Origin of the sequence: Cytobacillus firmus DS1 (genome assembly GCF_000565285.1) — a bacterium.
In the GTDB taxonomy this organism is placed as follows: Bacteria; Bacillota; Bacilli; order Bacillales; family Cytobacillaceae; genus Cytobacillus; species Cytobacillus firmus_A.
Genome location: NZ_APVL01000008.1, coordinates 208,035 through 227,187 on the forward strand (window position 1 = coordinate 208,035; position 19,153 = coordinate 227,187).

The 19,153-nt window shown below is 40.9% G+C and carries 17 protein-coding genes; 10 read left to right on the forward strand and 7 right to left on the reverse strand.

Features of this window, described 5'->3' with window-relative positions:
• Nucleotides 1-49 precede the first annotated feature (49 nt).
• A complete protein-coding gene (gene nth, locus PBF_RS12740) occupies nt 50-706 on the forward strand; it encodes an endonuclease III (protein ID WP_035330185.1) in 657 nt (218 codons plus the stop codon).
• The gene (locus PBF_RS12745; RefSeq protein WP_035330187.1) at nt 703-1,224 is read left to right on the forward strand and encodes a YpoC family protein; all 522 of its coding nucleotides are present in this window, start codon (nt 703-705) and stop codon (nt 1,222-1,224) included. The genes nth and PBF_RS12745 overlap by 4 nt, the downstream gene beginning before the upstream one ends.
• A 28-nt stretch (nt 1,225-1,252) precedes the next feature.
• Here the strand turns inward: PBF_RS12745 and PBF_RS12750 are convergent, their stop codons facing one another.
• Both PBF_RS12750 and recU read right to left on the reverse strand, forming a co-directional pair.
• Nucleotides 1,253-3,910, reverse strand: a complete 2,658-nt coding sequence (locus tag PBF_RS12750; RefSeq protein WP_035330189.1) for a penicillin-binding protein 1A — start codon at nt 3,908-3,910, stop codon at nt 1,253-1,255.
• 40 nt (nt 3,911-3,950) lie between these two features.
• Nucleotides 3,951-4,562, reverse strand: a complete 612-nt coding sequence (recU, locus tag PBF_RS12755) for a Holliday junction resolvase RecU (RefSeq protein ID WP_035330190.1) — start codon at nt 4,560-4,562, stop codon at nt 3,951-3,953.
• Nucleotides 4,563-4,740: 178 nt separating this feature from the next.
• On the opposite strand from recU, the gene PBF_RS12760 reads away from it, so the two are divergent.
• From PBF_RS12760 to PBF_RS12770, 3 genes are all read left to right on the forward strand, one after another.
• Nucleotides 4,741-5,733 (forward strand): DUF2515 domain-containing protein, encoded by a 993-nt coding sequence (locus PBF_RS12760; protein ID WP_035330192.1) that lies wholly within the window; start codon nt 4,741-4,743, stop codon nt 5,731-5,733.
• A 469-nt stretch (nt 5,734-6,202) separates the two neighbouring features.
• On the forward strand, nt 6,203-6,466 hold the full coding sequence (locus PBF_RS12765; protein WP_035330193.1) for a hypothetical protein: 264 nt from the start codon (nt 6,203-6,205) through the stop codon (nt 6,464-6,466).
• 71 nt (nt 6,467-6,537) lie between these two features.
• Nucleotides 6,538-6,915: a YppE family protein gene (locus PBF_RS12770; RefSeq protein ID WP_035330194.1), complete on the forward strand. Its 378-nt coding sequence runs from the start codon at nt 6,538-6,540 to the stop codon at nt 6,913-6,915.
• 554 nt (nt 6,916-7,469) lie between these two features.
• Here the strand turns inward: PBF_RS12770 and PBF_RS12780 are convergent.
• On the reverse strand, nt 7,470-7,685 hold the full coding sequence (locus PBF_RS12780; RefSeq protein WP_035330197.1) for a YppF family protein: 216 nt from the start codon (nt 7,683-7,685) through the stop codon (nt 7,470-7,472).
• Between the two features lie 317 nt (nt 7,686-8,002).
• Between PBF_RS12780 and PBF_RS12785 the strand changes: the two genes are divergently transcribed.
• The 3 genes from PBF_RS12785 (at nt 8,003) to PBF_RS12795 (ending at nt 12,045) form a co-directional block, all read left to right on the forward strand.
• The gene (locus PBF_RS12785) at nt 8,003-8,572 is read left to right on the forward strand and encodes a YppG family protein (RefSeq protein ID WP_035330201.1); all 570 of its coding nucleotides are present in this window, start codon (nt 8,003-8,005) and stop codon (nt 8,570-8,572) included.
• 208 nt (nt 8,573-8,780) lie between these two features.
• Nucleotides 8,781-9,644, forward strand: a complete 864-nt coding sequence (locus PBF_RS12790) for an ABC transporter permease subunit (protein WP_035330204.1) — start codon at nt 8,781-8,783, stop codon at nt 9,642-9,644.
• Nucleotides 9,637-12,045, forward strand: a complete 2,409-nt coding sequence (locus PBF_RS12795; protein WP_035330207.1) for an ABC transporter permease subunit — start codon at nt 9,637-9,639, stop codon at nt 12,043-12,045. Before PBF_RS12790 ends, PBF_RS12795 begins: the two co-directional genes overlap by 8 nt.
• 96 nt (nt 12,046-12,141) lie before the next feature.
• Here the strand turns inward: PBF_RS12795 and PBF_RS12800 are convergent, their stop codons facing one another.
• The 4 genes from PBF_RS12800 to PBF_RS12815 all read right to left on the reverse strand — a co-directional run bounded on the left by PBF_RS12800 (nt 12,142) and on the right by PBF_RS12815 (nt 15,326).
• On the reverse strand, nt 12,142-12,606 hold the full coding sequence (locus PBF_RS12800) for an Hsp20 family protein (RefSeq protein WP_035330209.1): 465 nt from the start codon (nt 12,604-12,606) through the stop codon (nt 12,142-12,144).
• 109 nt (nt 12,607-12,715) lie between these two features.
• Nucleotides 12,716-13,408, reverse strand: coding sequence for a Crp/Fnr family transcriptional regulator (locus tag PBF_RS12805; RefSeq protein WP_035330211.1), 693 nt, complete (start codon nt 13,406-13,408; stop codon nt 12,716-12,718).
• Between the two features lie 101 nt (nt 13,409-13,509).
• Entirely contained in the window at nt 13,510-14,427 is a 918-nt protein-coding gene (locus tag PBF_RS12810) for a hypothetical protein (RefSeq protein ID WP_035330236.1), read from the reverse strand.
• Nucleotides 14,428-14,432: 5 nt separating this feature from the next.
• Nucleotides 14,433-15,326, reverse strand: coding sequence for an ABC transporter permease (locus tag PBF_RS12815; RefSeq protein ID WP_035330213.1), 894 nt, complete (start codon nt 15,324-15,326; stop codon nt 14,433-14,435).
• Nucleotides 15,327-15,530: 204 nt separating this feature from the next.
• On the opposite strand from PBF_RS12815, the gene PBF_RS12820 reads away from it, so the two are divergent.
• Both PBF_RS12820 and PBF_RS12825 read left to right on the forward strand, forming a co-directional pair.
• A complete protein-coding gene (locus tag PBF_RS12820; protein ID WP_035330214.1) occupies nt 15,531-17,831 on the forward strand; it encodes a DEAD/DEAH box helicase in 2,301 nt (766 codons plus the stop codon).
• Nucleotides 17,821-19,086, forward strand: a complete 1,266-nt coding sequence (locus tag PBF_RS12825) for a ribonuclease H-like domain-containing protein (RefSeq protein WP_035330215.1) — start codon at nt 17,821-17,823, stop codon at nt 19,084-19,086. The genes PBF_RS12820 and PBF_RS12825 overlap by 11 nt, the downstream gene beginning before the upstream one ends.
• Nucleotides 19,087-19,153: the final 67 nt, after the last annotated feature.

A 19,153-nucleotide genomic window follows, 5' to 3' on the forward strand; every position in this document is an offset into this window, starting at 1 on the left:
CAGGCACTGCTGCGCGAAAAATAATGAAGATAGTAAGTTGGTGATTTCTTTGTTAAATAAAACACAAATTAGACACTGCCTTGATGCAATGGGAGAAATGTTCCCGGAAGCACATTGCGAATTGAATCATTCCAATCCGTTTGAACTGGTCATAGCAGTGGCACTGTCTGCACAATGTACTGATGCACTGGTTAACAAAGTGACAAGGAACCTGTTTCAAAAGTATAAAACCCCCCAGGATTACCTGAATGTTTCCATAGAGGAACTGCAGGAGGATATCCGCTCCATTGGTCTTTATCGTAACAAAGCCAAAAATATCCAAAAGCTATGCAGATTGCTTCTCGATGAATATGAAGGGGAAGTGCCTCGCGACAGAGACGAGCTGACAAAGCTTCCAGGAGTAGGACGTAAAACTGCTAATGTCGTTGTCTCAGTTGCTTTTGGAGTGCCTGCCATTGCAGTTGATACTCATGTTGAACGAGTCAGCAAAAGGCTTGGTTTCTGCCGCTGGAAGGACTCTGTACTGGAAGTTGAAAAGGCATTGATGAAGAAAGTGCCGATGGATGAATGGTCAATTACACATCATCGTATGATTTTTTTTGGAAGATATCACTGTAAGGCACAGAATCCACAATGTGAGATCTGCCCGCTGCTTGATTTATGCCGGGAAGGCAAAAAACGAATGAAGGTGAAGCAGGCAAAATGACCGGAGAAATCGTCATTCCTGTTAAAGAACAATTATGCCATTCCCTGTTTTATAAAAGGGGTGATTCATTAGCAGTAATAGAAGAATCCCTTTTCGCTTATCAGCCGCTGCCGCCCTTTTTATATGAAGCTGCTTTTTATGCAGGGATCCCTGCAGTAAGACCATGGGAAAACAATGCTGAATATATTCCATTTTTGTTTAATGAGTGGGCAGGACAGAAAGATCTTCTTGGTATGCACTTCACAAACCGGGACCAGAAAGCTGCTCTAGATCCGATGAAAGTATCTTTGGGAGTATTTTTACAGTTGCTGTATTGGACAAACAGCAAGCCGGTAAACCTTCAGGAAGATCCCGGGGAATTGACAATTAAGCCAGTAAACCTAAAAGAGCGGCTGGATTTCATTGCTGCACGACCGGCTTTTTATCATTCATATATACAGCTGTCTGAGCTAATGACTGAAATGGAAAAGCAATATATGAAGATGTTTACATTGGAACAAATGAAGAAAAAGCGCTGATTCAACTGAATCAGCGCTTTTTCTTCATTTAATTCCGGCCTCCACTAGATTCAGACCCGTTACCGGAAGTTCCTCCGGTGTCACCGCCAGTTCCAGCTCCTGCTCCGGTACCAGTATCACCATCACCTGAACCTTCGCCATTACCTTCACCGTTTCCGGCTCCTTCACCATCACCTTCACCATCTCCGGATCCGTCGCCATCACCATTTCCAGACCCGTCGTCATCTTGGTTTCCGTCCTGGCCGTCTTCACCATTTTGTTCTTCTTGACCTTCCTGTTCTTCTTCGCCAGTTCCATCCTGCCCCTCATTTTCTGTTTCATCTTCTTCGATGATGCTTGGGTCCGGGATTTCTACTTTTATAGAAGCAGGATCACTTTGCTGGTCACCGTTAAATGCAGTTACTTTAAAGGTATAAACAGCACCTGGCTGAGGGTTTGCAATTTTTAAGCCTTTTTCTGAAGTAACGCTAAGCTGCTGATCTCCGCCTTCATTTACGGATACAGTCACTTCAAATTGAGTGCCTTCTGCATCTTCCGGGTAATCCCATGATAATGTGATCTCATTTGCCTCCTGGTCAAAGTTCGCTGACAGGCCAGAAGGAGAGTCCAGTTTATCAAACTTCTCTGACACCTGTGTCGGAGCATTGCCTTTTACAGCATACTCATAAATGATTTGTTCCTTAGGTGTGTATTGGCTCGCCAATTTGGCAGGATTGCTGCCTTTTTCAATGGCTACCTTCTCTACAGAGTTAGGGGCCTTGAAGTCTTCTGTTTCTTTGCCTTCTGATACATGTGCCATTATGCTGCTGAAAAGTTTTTGGGCAATTTTTTGCTCATCGCCGGCCGGGATATAGTTTTTTCTATCCTGATAGCCGGTCCAGACAGCCGCGGTATAGTTAGTTGTATAGCCTGCAAACCAGGCATCAGGCACGGCACCTCTAGGTATTCCAAATTCCTGTTCCTGTTCATCCGTGTAGTTTGTAGTCCCTGTTTTTCCTGCTACAGGCAATCCTGGAACATCAGCCAGACGGCCGGTCCCGTAAGATGATTTAACTGCACTTTTCAGCATGTCACTGATCATAAATGCTGTATAATCTTTCATCACTACTTCAGATTCAGGTTTCAAATCAAGCTTCGTGCCGTCACGCATTTCAATTTGCTTGATGGCGTGTGGCTCAGTGTAGAAGCCATTGTTTCCAAATGCACTGTATGCACCTGCTACCTGAAGAGAAGAAACCTCATAAGCGCCGATAGAATAGGACTCATACATCTCTTCTATTGGAATTCCTAATTTATTGGTGAATTCCAATGCTTTATCAGTCCCGACTTCCTGAAGTGTTTTCAGAGCCGGAATGTTGCGGGAGCGGGCAAGGGCCTCACGCATTGACATAGGACCCATGTGCTTTCCATCCCAGTTATTGATTTTCGTACCACCGGAATAGGTGTGAGGTTCATCAACAATCGTCTGGTAAGTTCCCCATTTTAGATATTCGATTGCTGGTCCATAATCGACAATTGGTTTAAAGGTTGAACCGGCATGTCTTTTTTGATCCACGGCAAAGTTAAAGCCGCGTTTTACTTCCTGGTTGCGTCCTCCGCCGATTGCTCTGATTTCACCCGTTTTAGTATCGAGCAACGTTATTCCAGCCTGAAACTCGTCATCAGGGTATGTCACAGCTGCATCAGTATTCAAGATATTTTCCACGTGATTCTGTGCATTTGGATCAAGTGTCGTATAAATTTTCAGTCCATCAGAATACGGATTTAAATCTGGATATTTTTCTTCCACCTCATCCAAGACGACGTCAACGAAAGAATCATATTCAGATTCATTGGTTTCGCGTTTTTCTTCAGCAACAAGTGTAGATTCCACAGGAACCTTTTGGGCTGCTTCCATCTGTTCTTTTGTGATAAAACCATGCTGATTCATCAGTGAAAGGACAATATTTCTCCTTTTCTCTGCTTTGTCAGGATGATCAAAAGGATTATAATTGTTCGGGCTCTGCGGCATGCCGGCTAAAAGGGCGGCTTCATGAAGCTCCAGTTCATCCAATTCTTTATCGAAGAAAATTTTCGATGCCGTTAAAACACCATGTCCTTCAGACATATAAATCTTGTTCACATACATTTCAAAGATTTCCTGTTTTGTATACTTGCGTTCAAGCTGGAAGGCAAGCCAGGCTTCCTGTGCTTTCCTGCTAAGCGTTTTTTCATTATTTAAGAAGGAGTTCTTTACCACCTGCTGTGTAATCGTACTTGCCCCTTCAGAGCCAAATCCGCGAGTTACGTTGGCTATTACTGCACCGCCTAAACGGATTAAGTCCATTCCATTATGTTTATAAAAGCGGACATCCTCCGTTGCCAAAAAGGCGTCTTCCACAAGTTTTGGGATGTCTTCATAAGCGACATAATCCCGGTTTTCCGAGCCTACATCTGTAATGAATTCACCTTCCATATCGTAAATCTGTGAAGAAATGGGATCCTTCAGCAATTTTTCATCAAGCTTTGGTGCGTCTTTCACCATAAAAGCAAAAGCGCCTGCTCCTAAGAGCATTCCAGCAATGCCCAGGGCAATCAAAATAAGGAAAATACGTTTAAAAGTGCCTGTGCCTTTTTTCTTGCCCTTCTTTTTAGGCTTGGATTGCTGTTTTCGGCGCTCCTCCCTTGATTGATATTTTTCTGTCATATCTATGTTCATCCTTTCTGACAATGGAACTGTAAATTAATTATTTAAGGGTATAAAGATAATCTATTATCTTAATATAGTCAATCCTGGGCTGAAATCCAAGCGGAATGTAATGGCCATTCATTTCAATTTCACCCTTGGTGATTGACTTTCTCCCCCCATCCTTCATCCTCTCCCAGTATGAGAGTAAATGATGTGCCTCTAACAGGAAAACTTCTTCGGTAGCCGAGAAGCGGAGGAGGACAAAACAAATCCCTTGCTGGGCTAAAACTTTTTCCATGTGCTTTACCTGGTGCTCATGGAAATTCTTTAAAGGGAAGGAGGTCGTGTTCTGGGTTTCTTTTGCTTCAAAATCAATATACCTGCCTTTGTAGACACCATTATAATCAGTTGTTGATGCTTGTTTGAAATAAGCTTCTTTAATAACAGCTGCACTTCTCTTTGGATAATCGACCTGTACGATTTGAACAGGCGTGGGCTTTTTATGAATAGTGGCTATTCCATGTTCCAAATAGAATTCATTAGTTTCATTTATATCTTCCTCCAGTGTCATTCCACGATTGCTGTATGTCCATTTCTTCTCCGGAGTCAGTTTTTTAGCGCTATTAGCAGGCGGGGTATATCTCCTGCCATTTGGATAGTGGAAATTCATGCATTCACCTCGTTTTCAGCTACTCCCTATGATAACAAAAGTAAGCATGATTTGGTTGAATAAAAAGTTCTAAATAACAAAGGATATAGGAAACTCCAGTTTAGTATTTTTATCCGGTTTTACCCGTAAGCTGCCTGCCGGCTAAATATAGAACATTCATTTTCTGAGGTGAATTGCGGTGTTTCTTTCTGGGAAATTCCTGAACAGACATGAAAAAAAGGAACAGGCAATAATGGATTATATTTCGAAAATGACAGCGAAATGTAACCTGGACAATATCTCGAGAACGGAAGCTTATTTTCAGTTTTATAAAAAGCATCCTGAAATACGCTGGGCGTTCCTGGCCTCCATGGTGTCCCGAAATGCCGGCTGGAATATGTGCGATCTTGAAGGAAGCTGTTTTCCTAAATTGATAGGAAAGAAATTCAGGGATATGCTTTATATTACATATGAAAGGGCCAATTGGCTGATTTTTCAGGATGCATTTCCCCAGCTTCTCCTCTATCATTATTCGACGAAACTAAATAGGCCAATGTTTCATTTATTAAAAACTTTTCATGTATCGTCGTTTATGGAACAGGAGTGGCTTTATTTCTGGAAAAATAGAAATAAAAAGAGGTTAATGATTTCACTGATTATCAACGAACAAAATGTTATTCAAGAGCCTGTAATGGAGCATTCTATTTATAAAAATAAAGTTTTTCATACATTGCTTTTTTCCTTTCAGGATTATCTTCATTTTAGTTCTGTTATATTCCCTACTTGTAAAGGGGAATTATACGGGGCGAGTGTTAATGGTTTCCGCTCGGTGTCCAAAAGAATTGATCTTGGAAAACGGCTGGCAGAAATATTATTTGACACAAGTTATTATGACGACGTGTATGAATTTGCTTCACGCACGATTCATACAGGTTCAAGGCATGATTATGAGAAATACTTTAAGGTAAGAAAACGGAGAACCACCCCTTTCTTACGCTGTACATACCCGATAATCATTCATCACATACATCAATTTACTGATTGGTCTTTCAAAAAACGCATAAAGAGTAAATGGGCATCAGAATCGGTTGTCCTAAAACATCCAGTCCATATTACAAAATGGTATTTGCATAAGCAGGACCAGCTTCACACTGCTGCCAAGCTGGGAAAAATATTTCGCTCAATTTGCTAACAAAATAAAACTGCAAACAAAAAAGCAAGGGGCCCCTTGCTTTTTTAGTGTCTGCATCCAGCTTCAGCACCTGCCCCATCGAGGTCAGAAGCCAATCCGTTTTCGCTTTTGTTCTGTTAAGTTGAAGGGCGGTCAGGACCTTCAAGTTTCTTATTGCCATAGCCTGTTTTTGTTTCTTCCAGCTTTTTTGGCTGTACTTTATTTTGTTTTTCTTTTTTTGCCATATCATAACACCTCCGTTCATTAGTTTGTTCAATGATGTTATTTTCATTCTTCGGAGGCTGTCGAAACCTTGCCGCTGCCATGCAAATAAGTACTTTCTTTGGCGAATCACTTCTAGTTTTGTCATGCATGGAGGAAAGCTTCAGGGAAGATAGAATCTATGTAGACACAAAGCAAATTTTCACTGTATCCTTCATTGTATTTATGGCAGATGGCAAGGAGAAAAAGAAATCGGGAGGTTTTTTGAATGCAGGGAAAAATGGTAGAAAAAGAAGAATTGCTGGCCATGCTTTCAGAAATATACGATCAGCTTGAAGAGCTTGAAAATGTACTGGAGTCTAATTTGTCGGGACTTCGGCAGGATTGGTATTATGAACATTCAGAAAAAATAGAGGCTTGTGAAAGCAGGCTCGAAGTGATTGAAGAAGATATGACGGCAATCAGGTCTGAGGCAGACAGTACTGAAACCGCAAAAAGATCAGCAAGAATGAAGCTTGAACTCGGCTTCTAAGTGGAATAGAATAGCAGTATCCTTCAGTAGCTAAAATTGACTAGCTACTTTTATTTTTGGAGATGAAGCCCATGGTAAATGAAAATTCCCTGCTGCAAATGACAGAACTGCTGCTTGAATATGTGGAAATTTCAGACAGCAGGTATAAGAAGGCTAAGGAATTAGGTGAAAAGGGTGATTTTTATAATGAAGTCAAACCTTTTGCTGATGATGTTAAATCCATAAATGACAGATGGAAAGAAGAAGCCCGGGAATGGATTAGCATTCATAAACCACGAAATCTTTATTCTCAGCAGATTGAATCTGCTGCTGAACATATTGAGATGGTTTCCATTCAGGCATTTTTTCCTGAAACAAGCAGGACCAGATTCATTAATTATGTTAATTCGGCCGTGTATGTCTTGAAGCAGTTGATGATATTATTAAGCGAAGAAAAAAAGGGAACCTGAACCAGGTTCCCTTTTTCAAAAGATAAGAAAGTATATAATTTTTGAACGTAGATAACTGTCTAGCGCAAGCAGCCTACCCCCTCGAGGTCACAAGCCTGTCTAGTTGCGGCTCCTAGGGACTCGGGGTCATAAGCCGTTTCCTTTCAGAAGGAAAAACACCTTCTTACAGGAACAGTCTTATGCCTGAGGCCCTCAGGACAAGGAAGGCTTCGTCAGCATAATCATCGCACGACCAAAAGCGAAAGCTTTTGGGAGGATGGGGGTCATGCAGACGTTGCCACAGGACGTGGCGTTCTTGGTCTGCGTTCCTTGAAAGGGCAGTAGCCTCCACATTTCGGGCAATCCTCCCAAAAAGGCAAAGAACGCCTTTCCGGGAGGCTCGTCTTGTGCTTGAGGCCCCCAGGACAAGGAAGGCTTCGTCAGCATAATCATCGCACGACCAAAAGCGAAAGCTTTTGGGAGGATGGGGGTCATGCAGACGTTGCCACAGGACGTGGCGTTCTTAGTCTGCGTTCATTCGTGGGCAAGGCGCTTGCGCTTTTCTTATTGAATCCCTATGCTTTTACTGAATCCTGGAGGGTGTTATCTTTGTAGCTTTCCGGAACGGCCGCTCCTTGAGCTTCAAGCTCACGAACGAGATTTCGATAATCTGTACTGGAAATTTCATTATGGATATAGGCCTTTTTAGCAAAATCCAATAATTCATTTACATTTTCAGGAGTATACTCCCGCAGCTGATGAAACTTCATTTGTAGTTCGTGAACATTCATGATATTGCCTCCTCTAAAATAGATTCGCGGAGAAATTTCCTCCCCGCATCCTGGTAAATGAAAAAGCGGACAAGAAACAATTTGTTTTTTATATCCTAACATAAAAATTTATTTTTCATCGTTTTTAAAAAAATCAAACTTCCGACATCATTCTTCATGGTTAGACAAAAGCGGAAAGCGCTTCTTTTTTACTCATATTTTACTTCTTTCACGTTCTGGGCAAATCATTCATATATTGTATTGGTGATAATTAGAAGGATATTACCTGGTATTATCGCTAATATACTTATCTTTTTGACTGGGGAGGATGTTTGCCCATGTTTGGCCGAGTAATGAATAGAACGAGCCATATACAGCCATACGGCCATTTAAATCAAAATGTATACTTTGATCCATTTTATATGGGGACCAATGGCCAATATTATATGAGGCAGCAGCCATTGCAGAATTATAACCAGGCTGCCGGACCGTATAATCCTTATTATTCGCCTTTTAATATGGAATACCAGCAGCCGCAGCAAATGGCAGGAATGCAGCAAAGTTTTCCGCATCAGCCCTATCCGCAGCAAAATTTTGATTCCGGATATTACTCACATACAGGTTCAAAAAATGCAGGGATATTTCAAAACCCATTAGAATCTGAGGAATACTATGGAAAACAGCCAAGTAAGCCAGCTGCTCAACAAATGCCATACATGAATCCATATCCAAAGCAATCCTTCATCCCAAAACAGCCATCCGGCGTGCAAAGCATTATGAATTCGTTTAAAGCCCAGGATGGATCACTGGATCTTAATAAAATGGTGGACACAGCAGGCCAGATGATGTCTGCAGTCACACAGGTATCATCCATGGTTAAAGGAATTGGCGGAATATTTAAAGCATAAAGGATCATGGCCGCACCGGCCTTTTTTTTATGTTTTAAAAAATCAGACTTGAAAAAAGATTAAATATATTTAAAAATAGAATAGCCGGTCTATTTAAAATATTTATAGGAAATATTATCTATGAATATTTAATTGTATGATTGACAAAATTTAGATAAAAGTGAAAAAATAGAAAAATGACTTCTTGTCATAATAAAGGGGGGTTACTATGGTTCGTGCTGTGCAGCAAATTTTTATTATATTTGTATTAATTTTATTTCTAGCAGCTCTGCCAAAAATTATATCTGTTGATCCATTGAGCGGGAGTCTAAATTGGAGCTTCGAAAGTCTGCCGCAAATTTATGGAGAGTTTATTTCTGAAATAAGCGGGGGCAGTCTTGGTACCTATCAGCTTGGGATGCAGACCCGTCCTATAGCAGGGGACATTGCTGACAATTTTTTTACCAGCCTGCTGATAGTAATAATTGCTGTAAATGCTTCTTTAATTATTAGTCTGATTTTCGGGGTATTTATCAGCCGCTTCAGGCTTACTAAGCTTTTTGGGGCATTCTTGAATATTCTTGCGGCTATACCTGACTTTATCATCATTGTGATGTCTATGATTATTGCCGTTAAAATATATAAAATGACCGGAATCAGGGTGATTTCACTCAGGCCGGATGGAGGAGCCCTCAACACCTGGTTTCCCACAGTGCTTGCAGCAATTGCCCCGACGCTATATTTATTTAAACTTGTCTCGGTTAAATATTATCAGACAAGCGGGGAGGACTATATTAAGACTGCAGTTGCTAAAGGAATGGGCTTGAATTACATAAATTTTCAGCATGTCTTCAAAAATTTAGAGCCATTTATCAAATCTGAACTGGTTAAAGTGATTTCGCTGGCTATTGGCAATCTCTTTATTATCGAACATATTATGAATGTCTCCGGCATAACAAAATTTATTTTTCAGAGCAGCGGGGTTCAGCCGATTGCAATCGGCTTGTTTGCGATGCTTCTTATTTCTTTAATTGTCTATATTTCTAATAGACTCATATTCTATCTGTTTAAACGGGGTTTTATCTATGAATAAGCTGCTAAAAATAAATTACTCCTTAATTATCGGAACTGTTATGGTTTCCGGCTTGCTTTTTTTCAGCATTTTCGGGCCTATTCTTGCTCCGCATTCATTAACTTCGGTTTTAGAAACACAATATACAAACGGGAAGGTTCTGGCACCGCCATTGGAACCTTTTGAATCATCCTCCTATCCGCTGGGCACAGATAAATGGGGCTATGATATTTTATCCATGATTTTATATGGATTAAGATACACTGTTTTTATTGCAGCTGCTGTAACTGGTATAAAAATGGCATTCGGAACAATCCTCGGTTTGTATGCGGGCACCTTGAAAAAGACGCCAGGCTGGCTGATTGCTTTCGAAAATGCATGGAGCTATGTACCGCTTTTTCTGATTCTGTATTTTTTCCTTGCGCCAATAAGCTTCAACAGTAATCTTGAGCAAAATGTATTAATTTTGTATTTTATAGTAATTGCTTCAGTCATCAGTATTCCAAGCATTGTGTCTTCTGTAAGGCTGAAAACCGCTCAGTTATATAAGTCTGTTTATATTGAAGCTGCAAAAGCCCTGGGGGCTGGAAAACACCGTCTGATCTGGAAGCATATTTTTCCTCAGTTAAAGGAAACGTTCCTTGTAATGTTTATACTTGAAATTGTGTACGTAATCGCCCTTATGGGCCAGTTGGCGCTTTTAAATATCTTTGTCGGCGGAACCATTATGAGATATGATCCCATCATCTACCTGTCAGCAACAAAGGAGCTGGCGGGATTGGTTGGTCAGGCCAGGTTAAATATTTATGGCAGCACCCATATATTAATTGCGCCATTAGCGGTTCTTTTACTTACAACTGTGTCTTTCAGTCTGCTTGCAAATGGGCTGAAGAACCGCTTTCAATCAAACTATCAGCGTACTCCATGGATTAAGACTGGGCATGAGCCATTAATACAGCCTTCGAGAAAACAATATGGCCGAAAAAAGAAAGTCTGGTCATTCTCTGGCCCTAAAGCAGCCTTTGCTGCATTAGTCATTGCTTTTGCCGGTGCAGGTGTCTATGTTGTGGCTGCAAAGGATTCAAATGTAGGCGTCAAAAGCGGCAGCAAGGCTGATTATAAAATTGATCTGGAAATGAATGGCGAAGGCTATTTCACTGCTAATGCAAATATCCAAATGAAAAACCAATCAGATAAAGACTGGAATGAGCTTGTCTTTTATTTCATCCCGAACGTTTTTAAAGATGGACATACATTTGATTCTGTTGAAGGAACGTCTGAAGCAGAGATCGAAAAGCTGACAGTGAATGGGCAAAAAGCTTCTTATAAGCTGGATGGTGATACGCTGACAATAAATTTAATACCTGAAATGAAAGATAAAAGCAGACATAAGGTAGAAATTCAATATAGATTTACAGTCCCGGACAGCGGCAGCCGTTTTTCAAAAGCAGGCACAAACTATTATCTTGCTCAATGGTACCCAATGGCTGCAGTTTATCAAAAAGGCAAATGGAACAAAGAGCCTTATATGGAGGGGCTGGAAACATTTCATACAGGCTTCTCTGATTTCAAAGTTTCCTATAAGCTGCCTGAAGGGTATTCCCTGGCTTCCACAGCAGAAAAAGATCCGGCAAAAGGAAAGACTGAAGGGACAGTTAAAGCCAAAAAGGTCAGGGATTTCTTCATTGCTGTCATGAAGGATATGAAAGTTTATGAAAAGGAAGCGCAAGACGGTGTAAAGGTCAGACTATTTTCAAAGAGCGATCATGATAAAAACCCGGAAGCATCATTAACGCTGGCCAAAAAAGCATTATCTTTTTATCAGGAGAACATTGGAGAATACCCGCATAAGCAGCTTGACATTGTTTTGGATGAAGGGCAGTTTATGGAATATCCCGGTATTGTAACCATAAACCCTTATATTGATGATAAGAGGTTTTATGATATTTCTATTGTCCATGAAATTGCTCATCAGTATTTTTATGGAGCAGTGGCTAATGACCCATACAACAATGCGTGGATTGATGAAGGAATCACAGAATTTGCCACCTCAATGTACTTCTATGCAGGTCAAAATCAGGCTGAACAGCAGGCATTCGGCATCTCCCATTTTCGGATGGAGGCAATCGAGGAAGCTGAACTGGGCAGGCAATATTCAAATGTGCCGGTGAATGAGGTAAAGCATACCGGATATATTTATGGACAGCCTGCTCTGGAGATTTTACAAATGATCCAGGAAAAGTATACCCTGAAAGGGGAATCCCCTAAAGAAGTGGGGATGCAGTTCCTGTCCGATTATTATCAAAAGTTTCGCTATAAAGAGGTCGATACGAGGGAGTTTATATTCTTCACAAAGGATTACTTCAGTGTTCCGACCGGCTATTTCAATAATTGGATTGATACATCTAAACTGAACAGTTAATAAGCCCGGCTTATTTAACCCAAACAAAAACAAGCAGGCGTGATACTGCTTGTTTTTGTTTAACCAGACTCTATAAAACTGGAATCGCAGTCAGGATCAGCTCTCATCGATCAGGATTCTTTTTCCCTGCTGCTTAGGAACTTTGATTTGCAAGAGGCCATTTTGGTAAACTGCTTTTACTTTCTTTTCATTAACTGGCTGTGGAAGCGGAATGGTCCGGCTGGAACGCTGCATGCTTTGCTGTCTGCGGAAAATTTTATTTTTTTCATCTTCTTCTGTTATTATCTCAGCGGATTTTACTGAAATGGTTATATAATTGTCCAGGATATCAATCTGTATTTGCTCTTTATTTATTCCCGGAAGTTCCGCACTAATGATATGTTCTTTTTCAGTTTCAGCAACATCAACATGGAAGGAAGAAGAAGCTGGGAAGGGATTTTTAAAGAAATCATCCATTGTCTGCAGAAATCCTCTGCCAGGTTTTTCATGGAAAAGCTGATTCATTGATCTCATCAAGTCCCCAAATGGTTCATTTCGATCCTTTTTCTTTGGATCCTCCATATCCATCCATCCCCTCTCAAACAGGATTTTTCAACATATCGTATGCCGCCCATTGGGTGGATGTTCCTGATGAGTCATCAGGAAAAGAAAAAACCGCATAGTGCGGTCTTTAAAATATTGTCTCTAATAGCTGATCAGGGTTTATGATTAAATGTCCATCCTGGTCAGTTTCGATTAACATTTCTTTTTTCATCTTGGTTAATGTCCTGCTGACCGTTTCTCTTGTGGTGCCAATCATATTGGCAAGGTCTTTATTGGTAAAGTCCCCTTTTAAAACAAAGGTGCCGTTTTCAAGCTTTTTCCCATGCATTTTGGCAAGGCGGATAAGCAATTTAATGATTTGCTCATAAGTATTGTTTAAAATTTGCGATTCAAGCCGCTCCTGCAGATCGACAATCTTCTCGCCAAGGACTTTAAACACCTTAATGCATAACTCCGGATTCTCAATAAGCACCTTTTCAAATTGCGAAATAGGCACAACAACGAGCTGAGCGTTTTCCAGCACCTCGGAAAAAGCCGGGTACCCGCCTTTTCTGAAGAATCCCACATGAGGGAACATCTCGCCTTTTGCTAAGATGGCAACAATCTGTTCTTTGCCATTAATATCACTTCTATAAATCTTAACTCTGCCGTTGTTAATGAAATAAACATTATCCAGCGGGTCGTCCTGCAGAAAAACATGACTTCCTTTTTTCCATTCGCGTGATATGGATATCTCAACTACCTTATCCAGTTCTTCGCTGTTCAGCTCTTTAAAAAGAGAGAACTGGGATAGAACTGCCTTAATTTCCTCTGTTTTCATAATCCACCTCTTGCTTCTGTCCTATTAAGCTTATTGTAACAAAAAACATTAATAACGTTTATATTAAGAGAAGCTCATTCTAATAATCCCGGCTGGGACATCTAAATATATCGGATCTTCCTGGTGAAAAATGATTTTAATCCATCGGCGAATATATTAAAGGTTAAAATGGCATAGGTCATGGCAAATGCCGAGAAAAAAGGAATCCAAATGGGGCCTCTTATATCCTCAAACGCTTTAATCATCATCATTGGCCAAGAAATCGATTTATTGACCAATTGCCAATCTCCTGACATGGATTGAACAAAATCCTGCGAAATAAAAATTCCGGCAAACCCTAATTGACCAAGAAGAAACATGACTTTTCCAAGATCAGTAACCATATTTACAAGAAGCTTACTATAAAGAAATGGAAGATAATATATTCTGAAAAGCCTGTATGGTGAAGCTCCGCCAGCAATCCCTCCATATATGTACTCTTTAGATGAAATCTGATCAAATTCCAGTTTTATCATGTCGGCAGCACGGGGCATTTCTGCCAAAGCAATAATAAGGAGCAGGAAAAAGGGGCGGTAATCACTCAGCAAAAACGGCGGAAGCATGGCAAGAAGCATGACGATTATGATAGTTGGAATATATGACAGCAGTCCATTCAGCCATTTAAGGAAGAGGTGTGTACCCATCCATTTTTTGTGTGCAAGATAGGAGAGCGGAATGGCCAGTGCATATCGAAGGACAGTTATACAGGCAACCAGCAAAATAGTTTCTTTTGCCCCCAGGATGATTAGGCTGAGCAAATCCCTTCCGCTTTTGTCAGTGCCGAATATGTATTCCTCTGATGGCGGATAAGGCGGTATAACAGGCTTTTTATCCTCATTTAGGATGTATGTAATCGTTGTCAGCTCGCGGTCAACAAAAGGAAGATATGGTCCGGCAAATGTGATTGCCAGCAATAGCAGCAGCAAAAAGGTACCCAAGCAAAATAAAGCATGTTTTTTGATCCATGTTAAAAGCCGCATCTGCATCACACCCTTTCCTTTTGGACGAGCCATAACTTTGCTGTCTGTGAAAGGATAATAGTTATAAACATGATAAAGAGGAAGGGAAGCATAAGGGACAGTGCCTTCAATTCATCATTAGATGATATGCTGAATAAAAGCTCCTTGCCTGCCCCGTTATAGCCTGCCAGCTTTTCAATGATTGGCAGACTGGATAGGATATAGAGCATCACCAGCTGCGCCTGGTTCATGATGGGGGACCAGCAATTCCAGAGCATGTGAAGAAGTGCTTTAAAGTCGCCAAGTCCTTTTGAATAAGCTGTGCGCACATACTCTTCGCCCATTTCATTTTCAAGAGCAGCCGATGTAAAACGGGACATGTGCAGAAATGGAAACAGGGATAATGAAATGAGCGGCAATAAAAAGCTATACCAATTTTCATGTCCATACAGCTTAAAGTGCGGCAGCCCATGCTGCATCATCAGAATGAAAAGATACTGAATGGCAATAAACAGAAAAAAATCGGGTATGGAAGAAAACATCCAGGAAAGAAAATTCTGCAGCTTCCCGGTGAATTTTATTCTCCTGTAAAATTGAACAGCACCCATCAATGTGCCAAGCAGCATACTGACCATGAAAGCAGGAAGAACAATTTTTAAGCTGCGGGCCACGAATTTTCCTGCTTCTTCACTAACGGGGCGTCCGGTACGCGCTTCCCCAAAGCCTCTTTCAGTCAAAATATGGTCTGTGAAATTCTCTATTCTTGCCAGATATAATTCAAAGCTGAAGGGATAATCTGCTTCAATATGAAAGCCCGAAAAAACGGTTACTTCCTTTTCTCTTGGAAGAAAAAGAATCAGGATAAATCCAATGACAATTAACACAAACACACTTGCAGTTTTCAAAATAATGTGCAGCACGTCTTCACCTCATTTGAGAAAAAATGGATATATCATATTCTCTTATATTTAGAACTTTCAGTCAATTATTCCGTGAATCTGATTTAGTAAAAATTAAGTTTAAAGCTTAATAGAAAATTTCCCATAAAAAGTTAATAGAAATTAAGAGTTTGCTCTGTTAGAACGAACGTTTATTCGATAGAATAGGAATATGAGGTGAAATAGATGAAAGTGCGAAAAAATTTGCCTGAAATCATGAAACAGCTTATATCTGAACAGCAATATAAAGAGAATATTGTCCATTGGCATACAATAGAAGAAAAAGAGGCTAAGACTGCCAGCCTTCCGGATAACATTCATCCATCCTTAAAGGATGCACTGCAAAAAAGAGGCATTTCTAGGCTATATACACATCAGAAAACATCTTATCGGACAGCCATGAATGGGGACAGTCTGGTAGCTGTTACTCCAACGGCCTCTGGAAAAACGCTTTGCTACAACCTTCCAGTCCTTCAGACGATCGTAAATGATCCGGATGCAAGGGCGCTTTATATGTTTCCGACAAAAGCATTGGCTCAGGACCAAAAAAGCGAAATCAATGAAATCATCCAGGAGTCCGGATTGGATATCAATTCCTATACATATGACGGAGATACACCGGCAAACATCCGGCAAAAGGTACGCAGAGCCGGGCATGTGGTTATTACAAATCCGGACATGCTTCACTCGGCAATTTTGCCTCATCATACCAAGTGGGTATCTTTGTTTGAAAATTTAAAGTATGTGATCATAGATGAACTTCATATATACAGAGGGGTATTTGGCAGTCATGTAGCAAATGTCATTCGCCGTCTTAGACGCATCTGCCGTTTTTATGGCAGCGACCCCATTTTTATCTGTACATCTGCAACAATAGCCAATCCTCTGGAACTGGCAGAAAAGCTTACAGAAAAGCCGATGAAACTCGTCGATAATAATGGAGCCCCAAGCGGGAAAAAACATTTTGTATTTTATAATCCTCCTATTGTCAATAAACCGCTGAATATCAGAAGAAGTGCAACTCTCGAAGCGAGAAAGCTCGCAGGTGAACTTCTGAAAAATAAAATCCAGACCATTGTATTTGCAAGAAGCAGGGTCAGAGTCGAAATCCTGCTGACGTACCTCCAGGAGCTTGTCAAACATAAACTGGGGCCAAAAGCAATTCGGGGTTATAGAGGCGGTTATTTGCCAACCCAGAGACGGGAAATTGAAAAAGGACTGCGTTCAGGGGAGATCTATGGAGTTGTCAGCACAAATGCCCTTGAATTGGGCGTGGATATCGGACAGCTTCAGGTTTGTGTCATGACCGGATACCCCGGCACCATTGCCAGCTCATGGCAGCAGGCTGGACGCGCAGGCAGAAGGCATGATGAATCGCTTGTCATAATGGTGGCAAGCTCCAGTCCGCTGGATCAATATGTTATTCAAAATCCTGATTACTTTTTTAATAAAAGTCCTGAAACAGCCAGAATTAATCCGGATAACCTTATTATTCTGGTTGATCATATCAAGTGTGCTGCCTATGAGCTTCCTTTTAATGCCGGGGAACGTTTTGGCACTTTTGAAACTGAAGAGGTATTGGAATACCTGGCGGAAGAAAGGGTCCTTCATCAGAACGGAGACAAATTTTATTGGATGAAAGACTCATTTCCTGCCCATAACATCAGTCTCCGTTCAGCATCACAGGAAAATGTTATCATAATTGATCAATCAGATATTGCGAATGTAAAAGTAATTGGTGAAATGGATCGCTTTTCCGCTATGACCCTTCTGCACGATGAGGCAATCTATCTTCATCAGGGAACCCAGTTTCAGGTGGAAATGCTTGATTGGGAAGAGAAGAAGGCGTTTGTCCGTGAAGTGGATGTAGACTATTTTACCGATGCTAATCTGGCAGTAGAGCTCAAAGTGCTTGAGCAGGATAAAATCAGAGCGTCATCCATTGGAGAGATTGGCTTTGGGGATGTCAGTGTTGTAGCAATGGCAACAATATTTAAAAAAATTAAGTTTGAAACACATGAAAATATCGGATCCGGTCCAATAACACTTCCTGAAGAAGAACTCCATACAAGCTCAACCTGGCTTTCGTTTAACAGGGAATCCTTGAATTATAAACAGGACAGGCTTGAACAGGGACTCATTGGGACTGCACATGCACTTAAGCATATTGTACCGCTATTTGTGATGTGCGATCCTCAGGACGTTCATGTTATCCCGCAAGTGAAAGCTGCCCATAATGAAAAGCCCACGATCTTTTTCTATGACAGGTATCCGGGCGGTGTAGGGTTAAGTGAGAAAATTTTCGGGGGAATAGAACATATCATGCATGAAACGATGGAAATGGTCAGCAGATGTGCGTGTGACCATGGCTGTCCTTCCTGTATCGGAACAGATACCTCTTCAGAAATGGCCAAAAAAGACGTACTTCTGATTCTCGGCTCTTTTAAAAAGGACGTTAATAGTGCAGGTGATAGAATTGTCCATTAAAAACAAGCTGAACAGGCTTAAGGGACATCTTGGAACAGATAACGATAACCAGCCTACATCCGTCCAAAAACATGAGAATATAGCCGATGTCCCTTTTAAAGAAGTATGGGCTAATGAAGGTGTTTATCCGTATTATTTTGAAGACTCTTACTGTCTTGTAAGGGAAAAAGAATACAGCCTTGACTATAGGCATGGAATCTATTCTTTTGGGCAATTTACAGCAGCGGTGGATGCCTGGAATTCTTCCAGCCTAAAGCATCCGCTGTCTGCTTCCGGTCACGGGCCGGAAAACCTTTTCTTTTTTGATACAGAAACAACCGGCTTGGGCGGAGGCACTGGCAATACTATATTCCTGCTTGGCCAAGCCAGTCTGCATGGAAGCAAAATAAAACTGAAACAGCATATTCTCCCTCACCCGGGTGCTGAGATACCTTTATATAAAAGTTTTCTGGAAAGCATTGATTATTCAACAATGGTCACGTACAACGGGAAAGCTTTCGACTGGCCGCAGGTAAAAACGAGACATACACTGCTAAGGGAACATGTCCCAAAACTGCCTCCATTTGGACATTTTGATTTATATCATGCTGCCAGGAGAATGTGGAAGCACAAACTTGAAAGAATAAAGCTTGCTGCAGTTGAAAAAGATGTTCTGGGGATTGAAAGAAAAGACGATATTCCAGGGTTTCTGGCACCAATGATTTATTTTGATTTTATTGAAAGAAAAGATCCTGAAGGGATGATTGGAATCATAAAGCATAATGAAATTGATATCCTATCCCTGATCAGCCTGTATACACATCTTTCTTTCCAGATACTTCAGCTGGATGAAAGACAGACCTCCCGTGAAGTTTATGAAGTGGGAAGGTGGCTTTCAACACTGGGTGAATCTTCACAGGCAGTAAGTGCCTTCAATAAAATATCTGATGGAGAGTCTTCTGAAGCCTTGGATGCCAGGTTTGCGCTGGCTTTTGAGCATAAAAAACATAAAAATTGGGATGAAGCCGCAAAATTATGGAAGGATATTGCTGAAAAAGGGCTGATTAATATGAAGGTAATATCCTGCATTGAACTGGCCAAGATCTACGAGCATCGAATAAAGGATATTGGCCAGGCTATAATCTATTCGAAAAAAGCGTTAAACCTGCTGGAAGCGGATAACGGAACAGAAAAGGTGAAAATAAAACAGGAAGATTTGCACCGGCGGATTGTACGGCTCGAACGAAAAATTAATCGAGCTAAAACCTCCCTGTAATATAATTTTAATATACCAGACAAAAAAAACCACTATTTCCTAGTTGTATGTACTACTTCTAACAGTT

Coding starts and splice junctions, on each gene's coding strand:
- PBF_RS12745 (WP_035330187.1), top strand. CDS start 703: ATGACCGGAGAAATCGTCATTCCTGTTAAAGAACAATTATGCCATTCC.
- PBF_RS12750 (WP_035330189.1), bottom strand. CDS start 3,910: ATGACAGAAAAATATCAATCAAGGGAGGAGCGCCGAAAACAGCAATCC.
- recU (WP_035330190.1), bottom strand. CDS start 4,562: ATGAATTTCCACTATCCAAATGGCAGGAGATATACCCCGCCTGCTAAT.
- PBF_RS12765 (WP_035330193.1), top strand. CDS start 6,203: ATGCAGGGAAAAATGGTAGAAAAAGAAGAATTGCTGGCCATGCTTTCA.
- PBF_RS12770 (WP_035330194.1), top strand. CDS start 6,538: ATGGTAAATGAAAATTCCCTGCTGCAAATGACAGAACTGCTGCTTGAA.
- PBF_RS12780 (WP_035330197.1), bottom strand. CDS start 7,685: ATGAATGTTCACGAACTACAAATGAAGTTTCATCAGCTGCGGGAGTAT.
- PBF_RS12785 (WP_035330201.1), top strand. CDS start 8,003: ATGTTTGGCCGAGTAATGAATAGAACGAGCCATATACAGCCATACGGC.
- PBF_RS12790 (WP_035330204.1), top strand. CDS start 8,781: ATGGTTCGTGCTGTGCAGCAAATTTTTATTATATTTGTATTAATTTTA.
- PBF_RS12795 (WP_035330207.1), top strand. CDS start 9,637: ATGAATAAGCTGCTAAAAATAAATTACTCCTTAATTATCGGAACTGTT.
- PBF_RS12800 (WP_035330209.1), bottom strand. CDS start 12,606: ATGGAGGATCCAAAGAAAAAGGATCGAAATGAACCATTTGGGGACTTG.
- PBF_RS12805 (WP_035330211.1), bottom strand. CDS start 13,408: ATGAAAACAGAGGAAATTAAGGCAGTTCTATCCCAGTTCTCTCTTTTT.
- PBF_RS12810 (WP_035330236.1), bottom strand. CDS start 14,427: ATGCGGCTTTTAACATGGATCAAAAAACATGCTTTATTTTGCTTGGGT.
- PBF_RS12820 (WP_035330214.1), top strand. CDS start 15,531: ATGAAAGTGCGAAAAAATTTGCCTGAAATCATGAAACAGCTTATATCT.